At 63.1% G+C, this 15447-nt stretch carries 12 protein-coding genes, 1 tRNA gene and 1 pseudogene; 8 read left to right on the plus strand and 6 right to left on the minus strand.

Annotated features, from left to right (window positions below):
• The first annotated feature begins 127 nt into the window (after positions 1-127).
• Positions 128-204, plus strand: a tRNA-Asp gene (locus OE747_RS12475).
• Positions 205-309: 105 nt separating this feature from the next.
• Entirely contained in the window at positions 310-1206 is an 897-nt protein-coding gene (locus OE747_RS12480) for a glycosyltransferase family 2 protein (RefSeq protein ID WP_263828926.1), read from the plus strand.
• An 18-nt stretch (positions 1207-1224) separates the two neighbouring features.
• Here the strand turns inward: OE747_RS12480 and OE747_RS12485 are convergent, their stop codons facing one another.
• Positions 1225-2616: a M20/M25/M40 family metallo-hydrolase gene (locus OE747_RS12485; protein ID WP_263828927.1), complete on the minus strand. Its 1392-nt coding sequence runs from the start codon at positions 2614-2616 to the stop codon at positions 1225-1227.
• Positions 2617-2928: 312 nt separating this feature from the next.
• Here OE747_RS12485 and hemA point away from each other — a divergent pair, with 312 nt between their 5' ends.
• The 3 genes from hemA (at position 2929) to ispG (ending at position 6686) form a co-directional block, all read left to right on the plus strand.
• On the plus strand, positions 2929-4152 hold the full coding sequence (gene hemA, locus OE747_RS12490) for a 5-aminolevulinate synthase (protein ID WP_318527309.1): 1224 nt from the start codon (positions 2929-2931) through the stop codon (positions 4150-4152).
• Positions 4153-4281: 129 nt separating this feature from the next.
• Positions 4282-5487, plus strand: coding sequence for a helix-turn-helix domain-containing protein (locus OE747_RS12495; protein ID WP_263828929.1), 1206 nt, complete (start codon positions 4282-4284; stop codon positions 5485-5487).
• 71 nt (positions 5488-5558) lie between these two features.
• The gene (gene ispG, locus OE747_RS12500; RefSeq protein WP_164127125.1) at positions 5559-6686 is read left to right on the plus strand and encodes a flavodoxin-dependent (E)-4-hydroxy-3-methylbut-2-enyl-diphosphate synthase; all 1128 of its coding nucleotides are present in this window, start codon (positions 5559-5561) and stop codon (positions 6684-6686) included.
• A 49-nt stretch (positions 6687-6735) separates the two neighbouring features.
• Here ispG and OE747_RS12505 read toward each other — a convergent pair whose 3' ends face one another.
• The 3 genes from OE747_RS12505 to OE747_RS12515 form a co-directional block, all read right to left on the minus strand.
• The gene (locus OE747_RS12505; RefSeq protein ID WP_263828930.1) at positions 6736-6996 is read right to left on the minus strand and encodes a hypothetical protein; all 261 of its coding nucleotides are present in this window, start codon (positions 6994-6996) and stop codon (positions 6736-6738) included.
• A 108-nt stretch (positions 6997-7104) separates the two neighbouring features.
• Positions 7105-7863 carry a DsbA family protein gene (locus OE747_RS12510; RefSeq protein WP_404818315.1) on the minus strand — a complete coding sequence of 253 codons (759 nt, stop codon included), beginning with the start codon at positions 7861-7863 and terminating at the stop codon, positions 7105-7107.
• Positions 7860-9209: a M48 family metalloprotease gene (locus OE747_RS12515; RefSeq protein ID WP_263828932.1), complete on the minus strand. Its 1350-nt coding sequence runs from the start codon at positions 9207-9209 to the stop codon at positions 7860-7862. The genes OE747_RS12510 and OE747_RS12515 overlap by 4 nt, the downstream gene beginning before the upstream one ends.
• A 22-nt stretch (positions 9210-9231) precedes the next feature.
• Between OE747_RS12515 and OE747_RS12520 the strand changes: the two genes are divergently transcribed.
• The 3 genes from OE747_RS12520 (at position 9232) to OE747_RS12530 (ending at position 14309) form a co-directional block, all read left to right on the plus strand.
• Complete coding sequence (locus OE747_RS12520; protein ID WP_263828933.1) at positions 9232-10386, plus strand: pyridoxal phosphate-dependent aminotransferase; 1155 nt, start codon at positions 9232-9234, stop codon at positions 10384-10386.
• 60 nt (positions 10387-10446) lie between these two features.
• On the plus strand, positions 10447-11667 hold the full coding sequence (locus OE747_RS12525) for an N-acetylmuramoyl-L-alanine amidase (protein WP_263828934.1): 1221 nt from the start codon (positions 10447-10449) through the stop codon (positions 11665-11667).
• A gap of 149 nt (positions 11668-11816) precedes the next feature.
• Positions 11817-14309 (plus strand): penicillin-binding protein 1A, encoded by a 2493-nt coding sequence (locus OE747_RS12530; RefSeq protein ID WP_263828935.1) that lies wholly within the window; start codon positions 11817-11819, stop codon positions 14307-14309.
• On the opposite strand, the pseudogene OE747_RS12535 reads toward OE747_RS12530, so the two are convergent.
• Positions 14303-14807 (minus strand): annotated as a pseudogene (locus OE747_RS12535) (Hint domain-containing protein). The gene OE747_RS12530 and the pseudogene OE747_RS12535 sit on opposite strands and share 7 nt — an antisense overlap.
• Positions 14789-15442 (minus strand): hypothetical protein, encoded by a 654-nt coding sequence (locus tag OE747_RS12545; protein WP_263828937.1) that lies wholly within the window; start codon positions 15440-15442, stop codon positions 14789-14791. Before OE747_RS12545 ends, OE747_RS12535 begins: the two are co-directional and overlap by 19 nt.
• Between the last annotated feature and the right edge of the window lie 5 nt (positions 15443-15447).

Below are 15447 nucleotides of genomic sequence, written 5' to 3' on the forward strand. Positions count from 1 at the left end.
GGTTGTAGCTCAGTCGGTTAGAGTACCGGCCTGTCACGCCGGGGGTCGCGGGTTCGAGCCCCGTCAACCGCGCCACTGCCTGACCTTTCCAGGGGAACTGGACCGGCCCGGAGGGCGACATAGATGCGCGGTTGTAGCTCAGTCGGTTAGAGTACCGGCCTGTCACGCCGGGGGTCGCGGGTTCGAGCCCCGTCAACCGCGCCACTTCTCCCACAGTTCGATGCATTTCCGGGTAATACCTGCTCTGTGCCCTGCCCCCTCTTGCCGGTGCGGCGCGCTTTCCTGTATCGCCTAGGAAAACGGGCAGGGGTGTTTCAGGTGAAGGTGGATGCGAATACGGCGGTTTTGACGATCTGTCGGGACGATGCCTATTTTCTAACGCGGTTTGTGCAGTATTACGGCGGGCTTTTTGGCCGCAACAACCTGTATATCATCAGCCACGGGGACGAGCCGCTGGTGCGCGAACTGGCGCAGGGCTGCAATATCTTTCCGGTGCCTGCGATCGAGACCAGCCAGTTTACCATGCTGCACTGGCGCACCAAGAATTACCTGAAGAACGCGCTGCGCCAGTGGTACAAGCACGTGCTGGTCTGCGACGTGGATGAATTTGTGGTGGTTGATCCGGCGACGGGCATGAACCTGCGTACCTGGTTGGACAAGGCGCCGGGGCGAACGGTCTATACCGCGATGGGGCTTGAGATCGTGCATCTGCGCGACCGGGAAAAGGAGGATATCGGCGACGGTATTCTGGGGCCGCGCCTGCATGCGCAGGTGGCGCTCCATTATGCCAAGCCCTGTATCGTCTCGCGCCCCGGCAAGATCGGGCGTGGCGGGCATTATGCCGAATATGAAAAGCTGAACATGCCCGAGTTCTTGTACATGTTCCACATGAAGTATTGCGACTATGGGCTGTATGTGGAAACACTGAATCGCCGGAACGCCTTTATCGAGAAGCAGAAGGAAGTGGCCGCCGGAGGCGCCGTGCGCACCAACCCGAAATGGTTCGCCGATGGGCGCAACGATGACGAAGTGTTCTCGGCCTTCGAGGCGCGACCGGTGGATGAGAGTTTCGATCTGGAGCATGTGCGCCAGGTGATGCACGCCACCTGGGAACAGCGCGGCGATGGCCTGTGGCATTTCCATCGGCCGGAATACGAGGAGCTTTACAAGCTGCCCGACCGGTTTGCCGGGGCCGACCGGGCCTGAGGCCCGGCCGATGGTCGTTTACTTCGCCGTCAGCGCATCAAGAATGCGCGCCCAGGAGCGGATACCCTTGTGGAAGCTCTGGACGTCGTATTTCTCGTTCGGCGAGTGGATCGCGTCGTCTTCGTTGGCATAGCCCACCAGCATCGAATCGAGGCCCAGGATCGACTTGAAGAAGCCGACCACCGGGATCGAGCCGCCCATGCCGGTGAACACCGCCTCGCGGCCCCATTCGTCGGAAAGCGCGCTGCGGGCCGCCTCCATCTCGGGGCGGGCGATGTTCATCACCGAGGCCTTGGACCCTTCAAGATCGTTGTCCCAGATCACCTTGGCGTCGGGGCTGAGGCGGGCTTCGACATGTTTGCGGATCGCGATACGCAGCTTGTCGGGGTCCTGGTCGCCGACCAGGCGGCAAGTGATCTTGCAATGGGCCTGGCTGGGGATCACGGTCTTGGATCCGGCGCCGTTGTAGCCGCCCCAGAGACCGTTGACCTCGAGCGTCGGGCGCGCCCATTGCTGTTCAAGGGTGGAATAGGCCTTTTCCCCGTGCGCCTGAGAATAGCCGACCGAGGTGAGGTAGTCCTGTTCGTCAAAGCCGCAGTCCTGCCACTGGCGCAGTTGTTCGGCGGGGACCTCGTGCACGCCTTCGTAGAAGCCTTCGACCGCGACGCGGCCGGTGTCCTGGTCGTAGAACGAGGTGACGATGCGCGACAGCTCGCGCAGCGGGTTCAGGCCGGGGCCGCCGTAATGGCCGGAATGCAGGTCGATGCGGGGGCCGACGATGGTGAACTCGTCCTTGAGCATGCCGCGCAGCTGGGCCGCGATCGACGGCACGCCACGCGCCACCATCGAGGTGTCGCAGACCAGCGCAATGTCGGCCCTGAGCTCGTCAGCATGCGCCTTGAGGAAGGGGACCAGCGAGGGCGAGCCCGATTCCTCTTCGCCTTCGAAGAAGAAGGTGATCCGGCACGGCAGGGAACCATGCACCGCTTTCCAGGCGCGGCATGCCTCGACAAAGGTCATCAACTGGCCCTTGTCATCCGACGCGCCACGGCCGCGGATTACCTTGCCGTTGGCGGTATCCTCGATTACAGGCTCGAATGGCGGGCTGGTCCACAGGTTCAGCGGGTCGACCGGCTGTACGTCATAGTGGCCGTAGAACAGCACATGCGGGGCATCGGCACGGTCGGCCGTGATATGGCCCACCACCATCGGACGGCCAGGGGTGACACGCTTTTCGGCGGCGATCCCGATGCTGGCCAGGTCGGCGACCAGCCAGTCGGCGGCGCGGTCGCAATCGGCGGCATAGGTGGGATCGGTGGAGATCGAGGGGATGCGGATCAGCTCCATCAGCCGGTCGATGGCCGTGTGCAGGTCCGCGTCGATGCGGCCTAGAACGTCGTCGAGTGACATGGGGTTTCCTTTGCTAGGTCTTTTGCTCGCGCGAGAGCCTAGCAGCGCGCCCGGCACTGTCCAGAGGGCGCGGCGCGACGTGTATCGGAAACACCGGCATCCACCCGGCGCCGCATTGTGAAGACGAAGCGACGCAGGGCGGGTTGTGACAACCCGGTTGCGGCGGTATTTGACCCAGATCAAGGCTGCGACACCGATGCAGGATGTAGGCGGTTGAAAAAATGATGTGCCAAAGATATGCATTCAAGACCGTGAATGCGGCGCAGAACCCAGAATTGCCGGCATCGGGCCGGATGACCTATGGAGGACCCGGTGGACCATATCGCGCAACTCGACGCCGCCATCCAGAAACTGCATGACGAAGGCCGCTACCGGACCTTTATCGATATCGAGCGGGAAAAGGGCAATTTTCCGCACGCGGTCTGGACCCGCCCCGATGGCAGCAAGCGGCCGATCACGGTCTGGTGCGGCAACGATTATCTGGGCATGGGCCAGAACCCGGTTGTGTTGCAGGCGATGCACGAGGCCATCGACGCCACTGGCGCCGGGTCGGGCGGCACGCGCAACATCTCGGGGACCACGGTCTATCACAAGCGGCTGGAGGCGGAACTGGCCGACCTGCATGGCAAGGAAGCGGCGCTGCTGTTCACCTCGGCCTATATCGCCAATGACGCGACGCTGAGCACCCTGCCCAAGCTTTTCCCGGGGCTGATCATCTATTCGGATTCGCTGAACCATGCCTCGATGATCGAGGGCGTGCGCCGCAATGGCGGGGCCAAGCGTATCTTCCGCCACAACGACGTGGCGCATCTGCGCGAGCTGCTGGCCGCCGACGATCCGGCGGCGCCCAAGCTGATTGCCTTTGAATCGGTTTACTCGATGGATGGCGATTTCGGCCCCATCGAAGAGATCTGTGACCTGGCCGACGAGTTCGGCGCGCTGACCTATATCGACGAGGTGCATGCGGTCGGTATGTACGGGCCGCGTGGCGGCGGCGTGACCGAGCGGGACCGGCTGGCGCACCGCATCGACATCATCAACGGCACCCTTGCCAAGGCTTATGGCGTGATGGGGGGATATATCGCCGCCAGCGCAAAAATGTGCGATGCGATAAGGTCTTATGCGCCGGGCTTCATCTTTACCACCTCGCTGCCGCCGGCGGTCGCGGCGGGGGCGGCGGCCTCGGTCGCGTATCTGAAGGTTGCGCAGGAGCTGCGCGACCAGCATCAGACCCAGGCGCGGATCCTGAAGCTGCGGCTCAAGGGGCTTGGCCTGCCGCTGATCGACCATGGCAGCCATATCGTGCCGGTTATCGTCGGCAACCCGGTGCATACCAAGAAGCTGAGCGACATGCTGCTGGAGGATTTCGGCATCTACGTGCAGCCCATCAACTTTCCCACCGTGCCGCGCGGCACCGAGCGGCTGCGGTTCACCCCGTCGCCGGTGCACGGGCCGGACGAGATGGACAAGCTGGTGCACGCGATGGACGCGCTCTGGGCGCATTGTGCGCTGAATCGTGCCGAATTGGCCGGATAACCTCACGCTTCGGTGTCCAATTCCTTTGCCTCGTGTTACGGTTGAGGTAACAAAAGGCGCGAGCGAATCGTTGCGGGAACGATTCCGGCGCTGCCGGTAACACTCGGCAGATACGATGGGGCGACAGGCATGATCGGGCGCAGGTTTCAGCGCAAGTCGGAAGAAGCACAGGTTGAAAAACCTATGGGCTTCGACGACTTTGAGTTGCGACTGGGCGATATCATGCGGGGTGAACGCGCCACGTTGGGCAAGTCCCTGCTGGATGTGCAGCGGGAATTGCGCATCAAAGCCAGCTACATTGCTGCGATAGAGAATTGCGATCCGTCGGCCTTTGACACGCCTGGGTTCATCGCCGGTTATGTCCGCTCTTACGCGCGCTATCTCGGCATGGATGCCGAGGAATGTTTTGCCAAGTTCTGTAAAGAGAGCGGGTTCGAAGTGGCCCATGGCATGTCGGCGCAGGCCTCGGGCGTGAAAAAAGCGTTGGCGCCCGCCGCGCCGCGCCGCACCGTTTCGAATGATCCCTTCATCACGCCCAACACGCCCTTTGCACCTGGCCGGGAATCCATGCTGTCGCAGATCGAACCGCGTGCCATCGGATCGGTGCTGGTCTTGGTCGCATTGATCGGCGCCATCGGCTATGGCGGGTGGTCGGTTTTGAAGGAAGTGCAACAGGTTCAGGTGGCCCCAGTCGATCAGGCGCCGCTGGTGCTGACGGATCTCGACCCGCTGAAGAGCGCCGGGCGCGAGGACGAAACACTGAGTGGCCCGACGGTGGAAGCCCTGGATCGGCTCTATCGGCCGCAGGCTCTGGATGTGCCGGTGCTGGTGGCGCGGGATGCGCCGATCGCATCGCTTGATCCAAACTCTGTCGGTTTGTTCGTGACGCCGCAATTGCCCGAAATTCAGCTGAGCGCGACTCAGCGCGCGGTGGATTCGCTGTTGCCGCAGGTGGTCGAGGAACTGGAACCGAAGTTGAAGATTGTCGCCGTCAGCCCGGCCTGGATGCGAGTCACCGCAGCCGATGGCAGCGTGATTTTCGAAGGCACCCTGGGAACGGTCGAACAGGGGAGCACCTATGAGGTGCCGTTGACTGAAGAGCCGCCGACCCTGCGTGTCGGTGAGTCGGGCGCGGTCTATTTTGCGATGAATGGCGACCACTACGGTCCGGTGGGTGCGCGCGGAACTGTTACCAAGAACGTGCAGCTGTCCATGGATGCCGTTGGCGAACGGTTTGCGGTTGCCGATCTTGAGGCCGAACAGAACTTTGCCCTGCGCCAGCTTTTGGTGGCCGAGGCGCAGAACGCACAGTCGCAACAGGTCGCAAACGACTGATCCGCCATTGCCGCCGCTGACGCAGGGGCCTATCTAGGGGCTAACGCGTCCAGATGCAGGAGGCTGGCCCCATGTCCCACAATCCCGTGCGCCCATGGCGCAATGTCTATCGCCGCAAATCGCGCCAGATCATGGTGGGCAACGTGCCTGTCGGGGGCGATGCGCCGATCTCGGTCCAGACCATGACCAACACGCTGACTACCGACGTGGCCGCCACCGTGGCTCAGGTGCAGGCGGCGGCCGAGGCGGGGGCGGATATCGTGCGGGTCTCGGTCCCGGACGAGGCCAGCGCGCGTGCCCTGCGCGAGATCGTGCGGGAAAGCCCGGTGCCGATCGTGGCCGATATCCATTTTCACTATCGCCGGGGGATCGAGGCGGCCGAGGCGGGCGCGGCCTGTCTGCGCATCAATCCCGGCAATATCGGCAGCCCGGACCGGGTGCGCGAGGTGATCAAGGCGGCGCGCGATCACGGCTGTTCCATCCGGATCGGGGTGAATGCCGGCAGTCTGGAAAAGCACCTGCTAGAGAAATACGGCGAGCCGTGCCCCGAGGCGATGGTCGAAAGCGGGCTTGAGCATATCCGCATCCTGCAGGACAACGATTTCCACGAGTACAAGATCAGCGTGAAGGCCAGCGACGTGTTCCTGTCGGCCGCCGCCTATCAGGGAATTGCCGAGGCCACCGACGCCCCCATTCACCTGGGGATTACCGAGGCGGGCGGGTTGGTCAGTGGAACCATCAAATCGGCCATCGGTCTGGGTAACCTGCTGTGGATGGGGATCGGCGACACGATCCGCGTCAGCCTGAGCGCCGATCCGGTCGAAGAGGTGAAGGTCGGCTATGAGATCCTGAAGTCCCTCGGACTGCGGCATCGCGGCGTCAACATCATCTCGTGCCCCAGTTGCGCGCGGCAGGGCTTCGACGTGATCAGGACGGTCGAGGCGCTGGAAAAGCGGCTGGAGCATATCAAGACGCCGATGAGCCTGTCGATCATCGGCTGTGTGGTGAACGGCCCGGGCGAGGCGTTGATGACCGATGTGGGCTTTACCGGCGGCGGCGCCGGCTCGGGCATGGTCTATCTGGCGGGCAAGGCCAGCCACAAGATGTCCAACGAACGGATGATCGACCATATCGTCGAAGAGGTCGAGAAGAAGGCCGCCGCGCTCGAGGCTGCCTCTGCCGCCGAGGCGGCAGAGTAACGCGCCGCCCCCGTTCGGACCCGCGCACGGCTGGGGCCGGTGTGAGGGATCAGCCGGTCCGGGACAGCGGTGGGCGCAGGCCGCCGCGCGCTTGAACCAGGTCGCGGGTCAGGCGCGCGATCCGCGCGTCCTTCATCGCCAGTTCGATGTCCATGCTTTCCATCGACCGGCGCAGGTCCTGTATGCGTGTTGCCTGTTGGTCGAGGTGATGCAGCGACCCGCGCAGTTTGCGCGCGGTCAGATACCAGAGCAGGAAGAAACCTGCGGCGGGTACAAGGCCCGCAAGGGGAGCAAGTGATGTCGGTTCCATGCCCTCAGTGATACATCGGGAATGGTTAACAACTCGGTGATGCCGATCACTTGAACCGAGGTCATTTCGCGGCGGAAATGGGGCGCGGGCCGCGCCCCTAGATTTGGCTCAGCTGCGCTCTTCGCGCAGGGCATCCACCACGTGTTGCATCTGGTCGGCGGGCAGGAAGCCGCGCAGCATCTCGGTTTCGAGAACGAACGAGGGCGTTCCCGAAATGTTGAGCCGTTGCGCCAGCGCGCGGGTCTCTGTAATGCGCCGGGTGACCTCGTCGCTGTTCATCTCGGCCTTGATCGCTTCGACATCCAGCGCCAGACCTTCGCCGATCCGCGCCAGTGTCACTTCGGTGATGTCGCCGGTGAATTCCATTAGGGCATCGTGGATCTGGCCATAGGCTTCGTCTCCGGCAACGATCAGCGTGGCGATGGCAAAGCGCGACGCCAGCACGGATGCCTCGCCCAGAATCGGGAATTCTTTGACGATAAAGCGGATGTTGCCGTCGTCCTGCAACAGCTTTGCAACCTCGGGCACGGCGCGGCGGCAATAGCCACAGCGGTAATCCATGAACTCGACCAGGGTGATGTCCCCCTCGGGGTTGCCGCCGACCCACGAATAGCCGTCGTTGAAGATCTCGGTCGAATTGGCCGCCACCAGTTGCACATCCTGCTGCGCCTCGGCCTGGGCCTGCCGCTGTTCGAGGATGTTGACCGCCTCGATGATCACCTCGGGGTTTTCCAGCAGGTATTCGCGGACCTGGGCGCCGAAAGCGGCGCGCTCTTCGGGCGACATGGCGCTAAGGTCCAGCGCCTGAGAGGGTCCGGCAAGAAGCGTGGTGGCGAGCGCCGTTGTGGCGAGGGTGCGAAACATCATCTTTTCCTTTTTACAGATCGTTCCGAGGCAAGCAGGACGTCCTGTGCCCGCTGCCAGCCGGGAGAGCCGGTAGGCAGCGCGCCGACGGCCCGCTTGGCGTGAATAAGTGCGTCTTCGGGGCGGCCTTGAAGCGCGTAGCGTTCGGCGGTCACGACAGAGGCCATACCATCGTTGCCGAGTTTGGAATAGGCCACCGCCAGATCACGTAACATGCGGATATCGCGATACTCGCGCGCCCGGGCGCGTTCCAGCGCGTCGAGTGCGGCCTTGTCCTGACCGGCGCTGAGCAGCGCCCGGCCATAGCCGGCCAGAATCAGCGCGTTGTTGGGGGCAAGATCGACCGCCTGCTTATAGGTGGCAACCGCCGCCTGCGTCTGCCGGTGCTCCATCAGGATTTGGCCTTTGAGTTCGACATAATAGGCATCGTCTGGCCGTTCGGCGATGGCGGCGTCAATTGCGCTGCGGGCACGAGAGAGGTTGCGGTCGCGGTGCCAGGCGATTGCCTCGCGCATCAGGCGGATGTCGCGGTGCGGTTCCTCTGCGGCGCGACCCAGGGTCCATTTCGAGCTGCGCGAAAAGGCCGAGATCTTGCCGCGCACGCGGGCGAACCAGTATTCCGCGTTGGGATTGTCTGGGGCCGTGCTGCCATAGCTTTCAAGAAAGGCCTCGGCGTTACGGATGCGGTCGCGGGTCAGCGGGTGGGACTGCATATAGGGGTCCTGACGCTCGACGCTCAGCAACTCTTGCCCGGCAAAGGTGCGGTGCAGGTCGACCAGCCCCTGAAGCGGGATATCGGACCAGCGCAGATAACTGGCGGCCGAGTTGTCTGCGGCCGATTCCTCGGCCCGCGTATGTTTCAAAAACCCGCGCAGGGCCGAGGTTTGGGTACCGGCGGCAATCCCTGCCGCGGCGTCGCCGCCCCCGGCTGCGGCAGCTAGCAGGGACAGGGCAAAGCCCAGTTTGGACAAGGTTTGGGCGTTTTCCAGATTGCCGATGCGGCGGGCGATATGGCCGTTAGCGATATGCGCGGCCTCATGCGCGATGACGGCCTGCAATACGTCGGCGCGCTGGACCTTTTCGATCAGGCCCGAGTGGATGAAGATTGCGTTGTGGTCGATCACAAAGGCGTTGAGCGAACTGTCATCGACAACCAGGAGCTTGACCCGACGCGGGTTCAGCCCGGCTGCGCGCAGGATGGGAAAGGCAAGCTCCTCAAGTCCGTTTTCGATATCGGGGTCGCGCAGCAGGGTGATGGCCGAGGCGGAACTGGCCGCGAACAGATAGATCGCGGACAGCAGAACAAGGGCCGGGATTGACGCCAGCCGGAATACGCGTTCAAAAGCCATGGCCGCACCATGGGAGAACGTCGTGAGAAACTCAAGCCGATCCACTGTCGATCCCTTCATTGTGATGGATGTGATGGAGGCCGCCCGCAAGGCCGAGGAAGGTGGTCGCCGGATCATCCATATGGAGGTTGGCCAACCCGGTACGGGCGCGCCCAAGGGAGCCATGGAAGCTCTTGAAAAGTCTCTGAAAACGGATGCTTTAGGCTATACCGTTTCACTTGGATTGCCAGCGCTAAGGCGCCGCATCGCGCAGCTTTACGGCGACTGGTACGGGGTCGATCTGAACCCCGAGCGGGTGGTGGTGACACCGGGTTCCTCCGGCGGATTTTTGCTTGCCTTTACCGCGCTCTTCGATAGCGGTGACCGGGTCGGGATCGGGGCGCCGGGCTATCCTTCGTATCGGCAGATCCTGCGGGCACTGGGCCTGGTGCCGGTGGACTTGCCGACGGCACTGGAAAATCGGCTCCAACCGGTGCCCGCCGACTTTGACGGAATGGATTTGGCCGGGCTGCTGGTTGCCTCGCCCGCAAATCCCAGCGGTACGATGCTGGACCGTGCGGCTATGGGTGCGCTGATCGACGCGGCACAGGGACAGGGCGCGAGTTTCATCAGCGACGAGATCTATCATGGCCTTGAATACGAGGCCAAGGCGGTGACGGCGCTGGAGCTGACCGATGAATGTTATGTGATCAACTCGTTTTCGAAATACTTCTCGATGACTGGCTGGCGCGTGGGCTGGATGGTGGTGCCCGAGGATCAGGTGCGCGTGGTCGAACGCATCGCGCAGAACATGTTCATCTGCGCCCCGCATGCCAGCCAGGTTGCGGCCCTTGCGGCGATGGAGTGCGAAGAGGAATTGCAAGCGAACTTAAAGGTTTACAAGACAAACCGAAAGCTGATGCTGGAGGGGCTGCCAAAGGCCGGGTTCACCCGGATCGCGCCACCCGATGGGGCGTTCTACGTCTATGCCGATGTCTCGGACCTGACCGATGACAGCCGCGCCTTTGCCGCCGAAATCCTGGTGAAGGCAGGCGTTGCGGTGACGCCAGGCCTCGATTTCGATCCGGAGCGGGGGAGCGGTACGCTGCGGTTCTCTTATGCGCGGGCGACGGCGGATATCGAGGAAGGGCTGGCGCGGCTGGCGCAATTCATGGCGACGCGGGCATCGGCCGATTAGGCGTTTGCAGCGCTGGGATAGGTGGCTATTGTTGGCGCCAACTCCGCAAAGACCGGGAACATGAGCAGGATCATCATTCTCATCACGGCGTTTTGGGCGCTGGCTGTTCCGTCGCTGGCGCAGGATTTCAGCGGTCTGGCCCGGATTCGCCCGGAGGAAAGCCGGATCGCCGAGGTGTCCCGGGGGGCGCTGCGTCTGGACTTGGCGTTGAGCCAGGGGGTGCCGTTCCGCCTGTTCACGCTGGATGAGCCACGGCGCCTGGTGCTGGATTTCCAGGAGGTCGACTGGACCGGACTGAACGCCGAGGCGCTATTGGTCGAAGACCGGGTGGTTTCGGCGCAGTTCGGGACCTATGTGCCGGGATGGTCGCGGATGGTGCTGGAACTGGCGCGGCCGTATTCGGTGGCCGAGGCGGCGATGAGCGTCGATACGGTGACCGGTGGGGCGCGGCTGGCCATTGTTCTGAAACCCGTGGACGAGGCGGCCTTTGCGGCAAATGCCGGCGCGCCGCATGATCCGCGCTGGGATCTGCCAGTGCCGGAGCAATTGCCGGCCTTGCCTGAACGCGGACCGGATGCGCCGGTGCGGGTGGTGCTGGATCCCGGACATGGCGGTATCGACCCGGGCGCCGAGGTGGAGGGCGTCGTCGAAAAAGAGCTGATGCTGCGCTTTGCCCGCGAGGTGCAGGACCTGTTGCTGCGCACGGGCGGATTCGAAGTGGTCCTGACCCGGGATGCGGATGTATTTGTATCGCTGGAGCGGCGCATCGCGTTGGCGCACGAGGCCGGGGCGGATGTGTTCATCTCGCTGCATGCCGATTCGCTGAGCGAGGGGCTGGCGCATGGCGCAACCGTGCATGTTCTGGCCGAAGAGGCATCGGATATTGCCTCGGCCAAGCTGGCCGAACGCCATGACCGCGACGATCTATTGGCCGGTGTCGATCTGAGCGACGCCGACGACCGGGTGACGGATGTCTTGCTGGATCTCGCCCGTCAGGAGACCCGGCCGCGCACCGAGGCGCTGGCCCGGGCGCTGGTCGATGGCATGACCCAGCAGGGCGGACCGATGAACCGCCGACCGCTGCGCGGGGCCTCCTTTTCGGTGCTGAAAGCGGCCGATATCCCCTCGGTCCTGGTCGAAATCGGATTTCTGTCTAGCCCACGGGACCTCAAGAACTTGCAGGATCCGCAATGGCGTGCCGCCATGGCGGCCGGTATCCGCAACGGATTGGTAAACTGGCGCAAGGCGGATCTGGAAAGCCGGTCGCTGGTGCGGCAGTAACCGTCTGGCGGTTCCGCGCGGATGCGAGTTGCCCCAATCTCATGCCGGTATCTACGTCGCGTCGGGTTTGAGCCGAATTCTGCTCTCCGGTTTTGACCCTTGCCGCGCGGGTGCTTATATAGGCGTTACCGCACTACAAGGGCAGCCACGTGATCCGTTTCATCCTCTCCTTCTTCGGGGCGATTTTCAGCCTCGTCACCCTGGGCGTCTTCATGGTGGCCCTGACCATCGGGGGTGTGTTCTGGATGTATGGCCGGGATCTGCCCAGCCATGAATCGCTGGCCGAATACAAGCCGCCGACGATCAGCCGGATCTATTCGGGCGAGGGGCATCTGATCGATGAGTTTGCCAAGGAACGGCGGCTGTTCACGCCGTCGGGCGAGATCCCCGATCTGGTCAAGCAGGCGTTCATCTCGGCAGAGGACAAGAATTTCTACACCCACCAGGGCTATGACATCCGCGGCATTGCCGCCGCCGGTATCGAAGCGGTCCGATCGCGCGGGAGCAACGTGCGCGGCGCGTCGACCATCACCCAGCAGGTGATGAAGAACTTCCTCTTGTCCGGCGATCGCAAGGCAGAGCGCAAGATCAAGGAGATCATTCTTGCCGCAAGGCTGGAGCAGACGCTGAACAAGGAGCAGATCCTCGAGCTTTACATGAACGAGATCTTCCTCGGGCAGAACTCTTACGGTGTAACCGCCGCCGCGCAGACCTATTTCAACAAGACGCTCAGCGAGTTGGCCCCGCATGAGGCGGCCACCTTGGCCGCCATGCCCAAGGCGCCGTCCGACTATCACCCGGTACGTGAAAAACAGCGCCTGCTGGACCGGCGCAACTATGTCCTGCGCGAGATGCGCGAGAACGGGTATATCGACAAGGCGACATATGAGATTGAGCGTGAGCAGCCGCTGCGTTCGGTGCAGAATGGCGATTTCGAGAGCTTCCGTACCGCGCTTCCGCCGCGCGACTACTTCACCGACGAGATCCGACGCCAATTGAGCGAGGATTTTGGCGAGGGGGAGTTCTTTACCGGTGGGTTTACCGTCCGGGCCTCGATCGACGAAGAGATGCAGGTCGAGGCGGCCAAGGCCTTGCGCAAGGCATTGGAAGACTATGACCGGCAGCGCGGCAAATGGCGCGGCACCGGCAAGACGGTCGATGTCGCGTTGCTGGCAGACGAAGAGGCATGGCGGAGCGCCTTGTCGGCGACCGAGGTGCCGCGTGATGTCGATCTGGGCGGACGCTGGCATCCCGCCGTGGTGCGGGACATTGGCGACCAGACACTGGTCGTTGGTATCGAGGATGGACCAGCCGACGGGCGCGTTCCGCGATCCGACATCAAGTGGATGAAAGGCAGCTTTGCCGACAACCTGAAACTGGGCGACGTTGTTCTGGTCCGCGCCGGGGCCGACGCGGATACATGGTCGCTGCGTCAAGTGCCCGAAGTACAGGGTGGCTTCATGGCGATGGACGTGAACTCGGGCCGGGTGCTGGCGATGCAGGGCGGGTTCAGCTATCAGGATTCGGTGTTCAACCGTGCAACGCAGGCCTTGCGGCAGCCGGGGTCGAGCTTCAAGCCGTTTGTCTATGCCGCGGCGCTGGACAGTGGGTACAGCCCTGCGACGATCGTGGTTGACGCGCCCATCGAGGTGAACACGCCCCAGGGCCTGTGGCGTCCCAAGAACTCGTCGAACAAGTTCTATGGGCCGACGCCCCTGAGAACCGGTATCGAACAATCGCGGAACCTGATGACCATTCGACTGGCGCAAGAGGTCTCGATGCCGGTCGTGGCGGGCTATGCCGAGCGCTTTGGCGTTTATGACCATATGGGGCCGTTCCTGGCCAACTCGCTGGGGTCCGAAGAAACCACGCTCTACAAGATGGTGGCGGCTTATGCGATGTTCGCTAATGGCGGCGAGCGGGTGGAACCCACATTGGTCGACCGCATCCAGGACCGGTTCGGCAAGACGATCTATCGCCACGACCAGCGCGATTGCGTCGATTGTCTGTCCGACCGGCTGGGCGAGGGGCAGGCGCCCCGGATCGTGACCAATCGCGAGCGGGTCATGGACGCGATCACCGCCTATCAGCTGACCTCGATGATGAAGGGTGTGGTCGAGCGCGGCACGGCCAGCGGCACGGTCAACTTGCCGGTGCCGACAGCGGGCAAGACAGGCACGACCAACGATGCCAAGGACGTCTGGTTTATCGGCTTTACCTCGAACATCGTGGCGGGCTGTTACATCGGGTATGACAATCCCTCGCCGCTGGGCCGGGGCGCCTATGGCTCGTCGCTCTGCGGGCCGGTGTTCCAGGAGTTCATGGAAAAAGCCGTGGCCAAGTATGGCGGCGGTCCGTTTGAAGTTCCGCCGGGAGGGCATTTCATCAAAATCGACCGGTTTACCGGCGCCCGCCTGCCTGATGACGCGAGCGGCAACTATGTGGTTGCAGAGTATTTCCGCGATGGCGCCGAGCCGATCTTTGGGCTGGCCTATGACGGCGGTTTTGCAATGGGATCGAACCTGCCGCTTGTCGAAGAGGTGCAGCAGGCGGGCCAGCAAGTGCGGACATCGACGGGAGAAGTCACGACCGTGGGACCCAAGGCCAATTTCGGAACCGTCAGTTCCGGCGGGCTTTACTGAAGCAAAGTACGCGCCAGGACCGAAGCCTCGTATTGGCGCAGGCAGAGGCGCGCGGTTTCGTCGAAACCGCCGCTGCCGCTGCGCAGTTCGGGGAAGAGCGCAAACAGCTCGTCGCGGGCCGGTTCGGCCAGCGCCTCCAAACCCTGGCTGCCGGGAAAGAAACTCTCCGATGCGACGCCTTCGGCATAGATGATTTCATGCCGGTCGAACATCAGCTGGACATAGGTCACCACCGGGCAGGGCGCGCGGCGAAAATAGCGATCGTCGCGCAGATGGGCGGCGGCGGCCAACACCTCGGTCTGGCCGGTGAACAACGATGCCTGATAGCCGCTCAGCAACAGACGGTGCTGTGGCGAGACTAAAGAGATCGCGCAGCGCGCCCAGTTTGTCCTTGGCGATGCGGACAGGAGCGAACCGTCCCCTACCGGGAACGCCGCGGCACCCGGTCCAGCGCACCGGTTGCAAGCCGTTGTCACGGGTCAGCACCAGATCGCCCACGGCGATATCCTCGACCGCGCGGCCCCCCGGTCGGTCTCGATCCGGTTGCCGGTGGCAAAGCAGATGATATTCTCGATGCCCGAGAAATTGACCACAGTGCCATCGGTCAACAGGGCCGAGCCGCTCATCGCGCCGGACACCGTGTCGGTGCTGGTGATGGTGAGCGAGCCCCAGAAGAGATTACCTTGGAAATCAAGCGTATCGCCTTTGGTTTGACCATCATCGCCCCCGACGATGGCGATGGTGTCGGACCCTGTTTCGGACAGATCGGTGATCTGGATCAGGTCGTCGCCGCTGCCGCCGAGAACGCTGTCGCCCTCGGCCGCGATCAGGATGTTATTGATCGTGCCACCGGTCAGGCTGTCGGACCCGGCACCGCCGATCAGGCTGTCATCGCCGCCACCGCCATCCAGCAGGTCGTCGCCCAGGCCACCATCCAGCGTGTCGTTACCGGGGGTGACCTCTTCGGGCAGAGGGGTAAAGGTGACGCCAGTCACAGTATAGTCCGACCCGACGGTCCCATCGGTCTGCGGTTTCGCAGTCAGTACCATGGCGTCAAAGCTGCCAACTCCCGAAATCGAGATGGGTCCGCTGCCACTGCCGGAACCCTGTTCGGTAAAATCGCCCTCGGCCACCAGGG

This window comes from Ruegeria aquimaris, from assembly GCF_025751555.1.
In the GTDB taxonomy this organism is placed as follows: domain Bacteria; phylum Pseudomonadota; class Alphaproteobacteria; order Rhodobacterales; family Rhodobacteraceae; genus Ruegeria_B; species Ruegeria_B aquimaris.

Bases quoted from the DNA above. Each gene is read 5' to 3' on its own strand.
- OE747_RS12525 (WP_263828934.1), top strand. From the start codon at position 10,447: ATGAGCAGGATCATCATTCTCATCACGGCGTTTTGGGCGCTGGCTGTT.
- OE747_RS12485 (WP_263828927.1), bottom strand. From the start codon at position 2,616: ATGTCACTCGACGACGTTCTAGGCCGCATCGACGCGGACCTGCACACG.
- OE747_RS12505 (WP_263828930.1), bottom strand. From the start codon at position 6,996: ATGGAACCGACATCACTTGCTCCCCTTGCGGGCCTTGTACCCGCCGCA.
- OE747_RS12495 (WP_263828929.1), top strand. From the start codon at position 4,282: ATGATCGGGCGCAGGTTTCAGCGCAAGTCGGAAGAAGCACAGGTTGAA.
- OE747_RS12515 (WP_263828932.1), bottom strand. From the start codon at position 9,209: ATGGCTTTTGAACGCGTATTCCGGCTGGCGTCAATCCCGGCCCTTGTT.
- ispG (WP_164127125.1), top strand. From the start codon at position 5,559: ATGTCCCACAATCCCGTGCGCCCATGGCGCAATGTCTATCGCCGCAAA.
- OE747_RS12510 (WP_404818315.1), bottom strand. From the start codon at position 7,863: ATGATGTTTCGCACCCTCGCCACAACGGCGCTCGCCACCACGCTTCTT.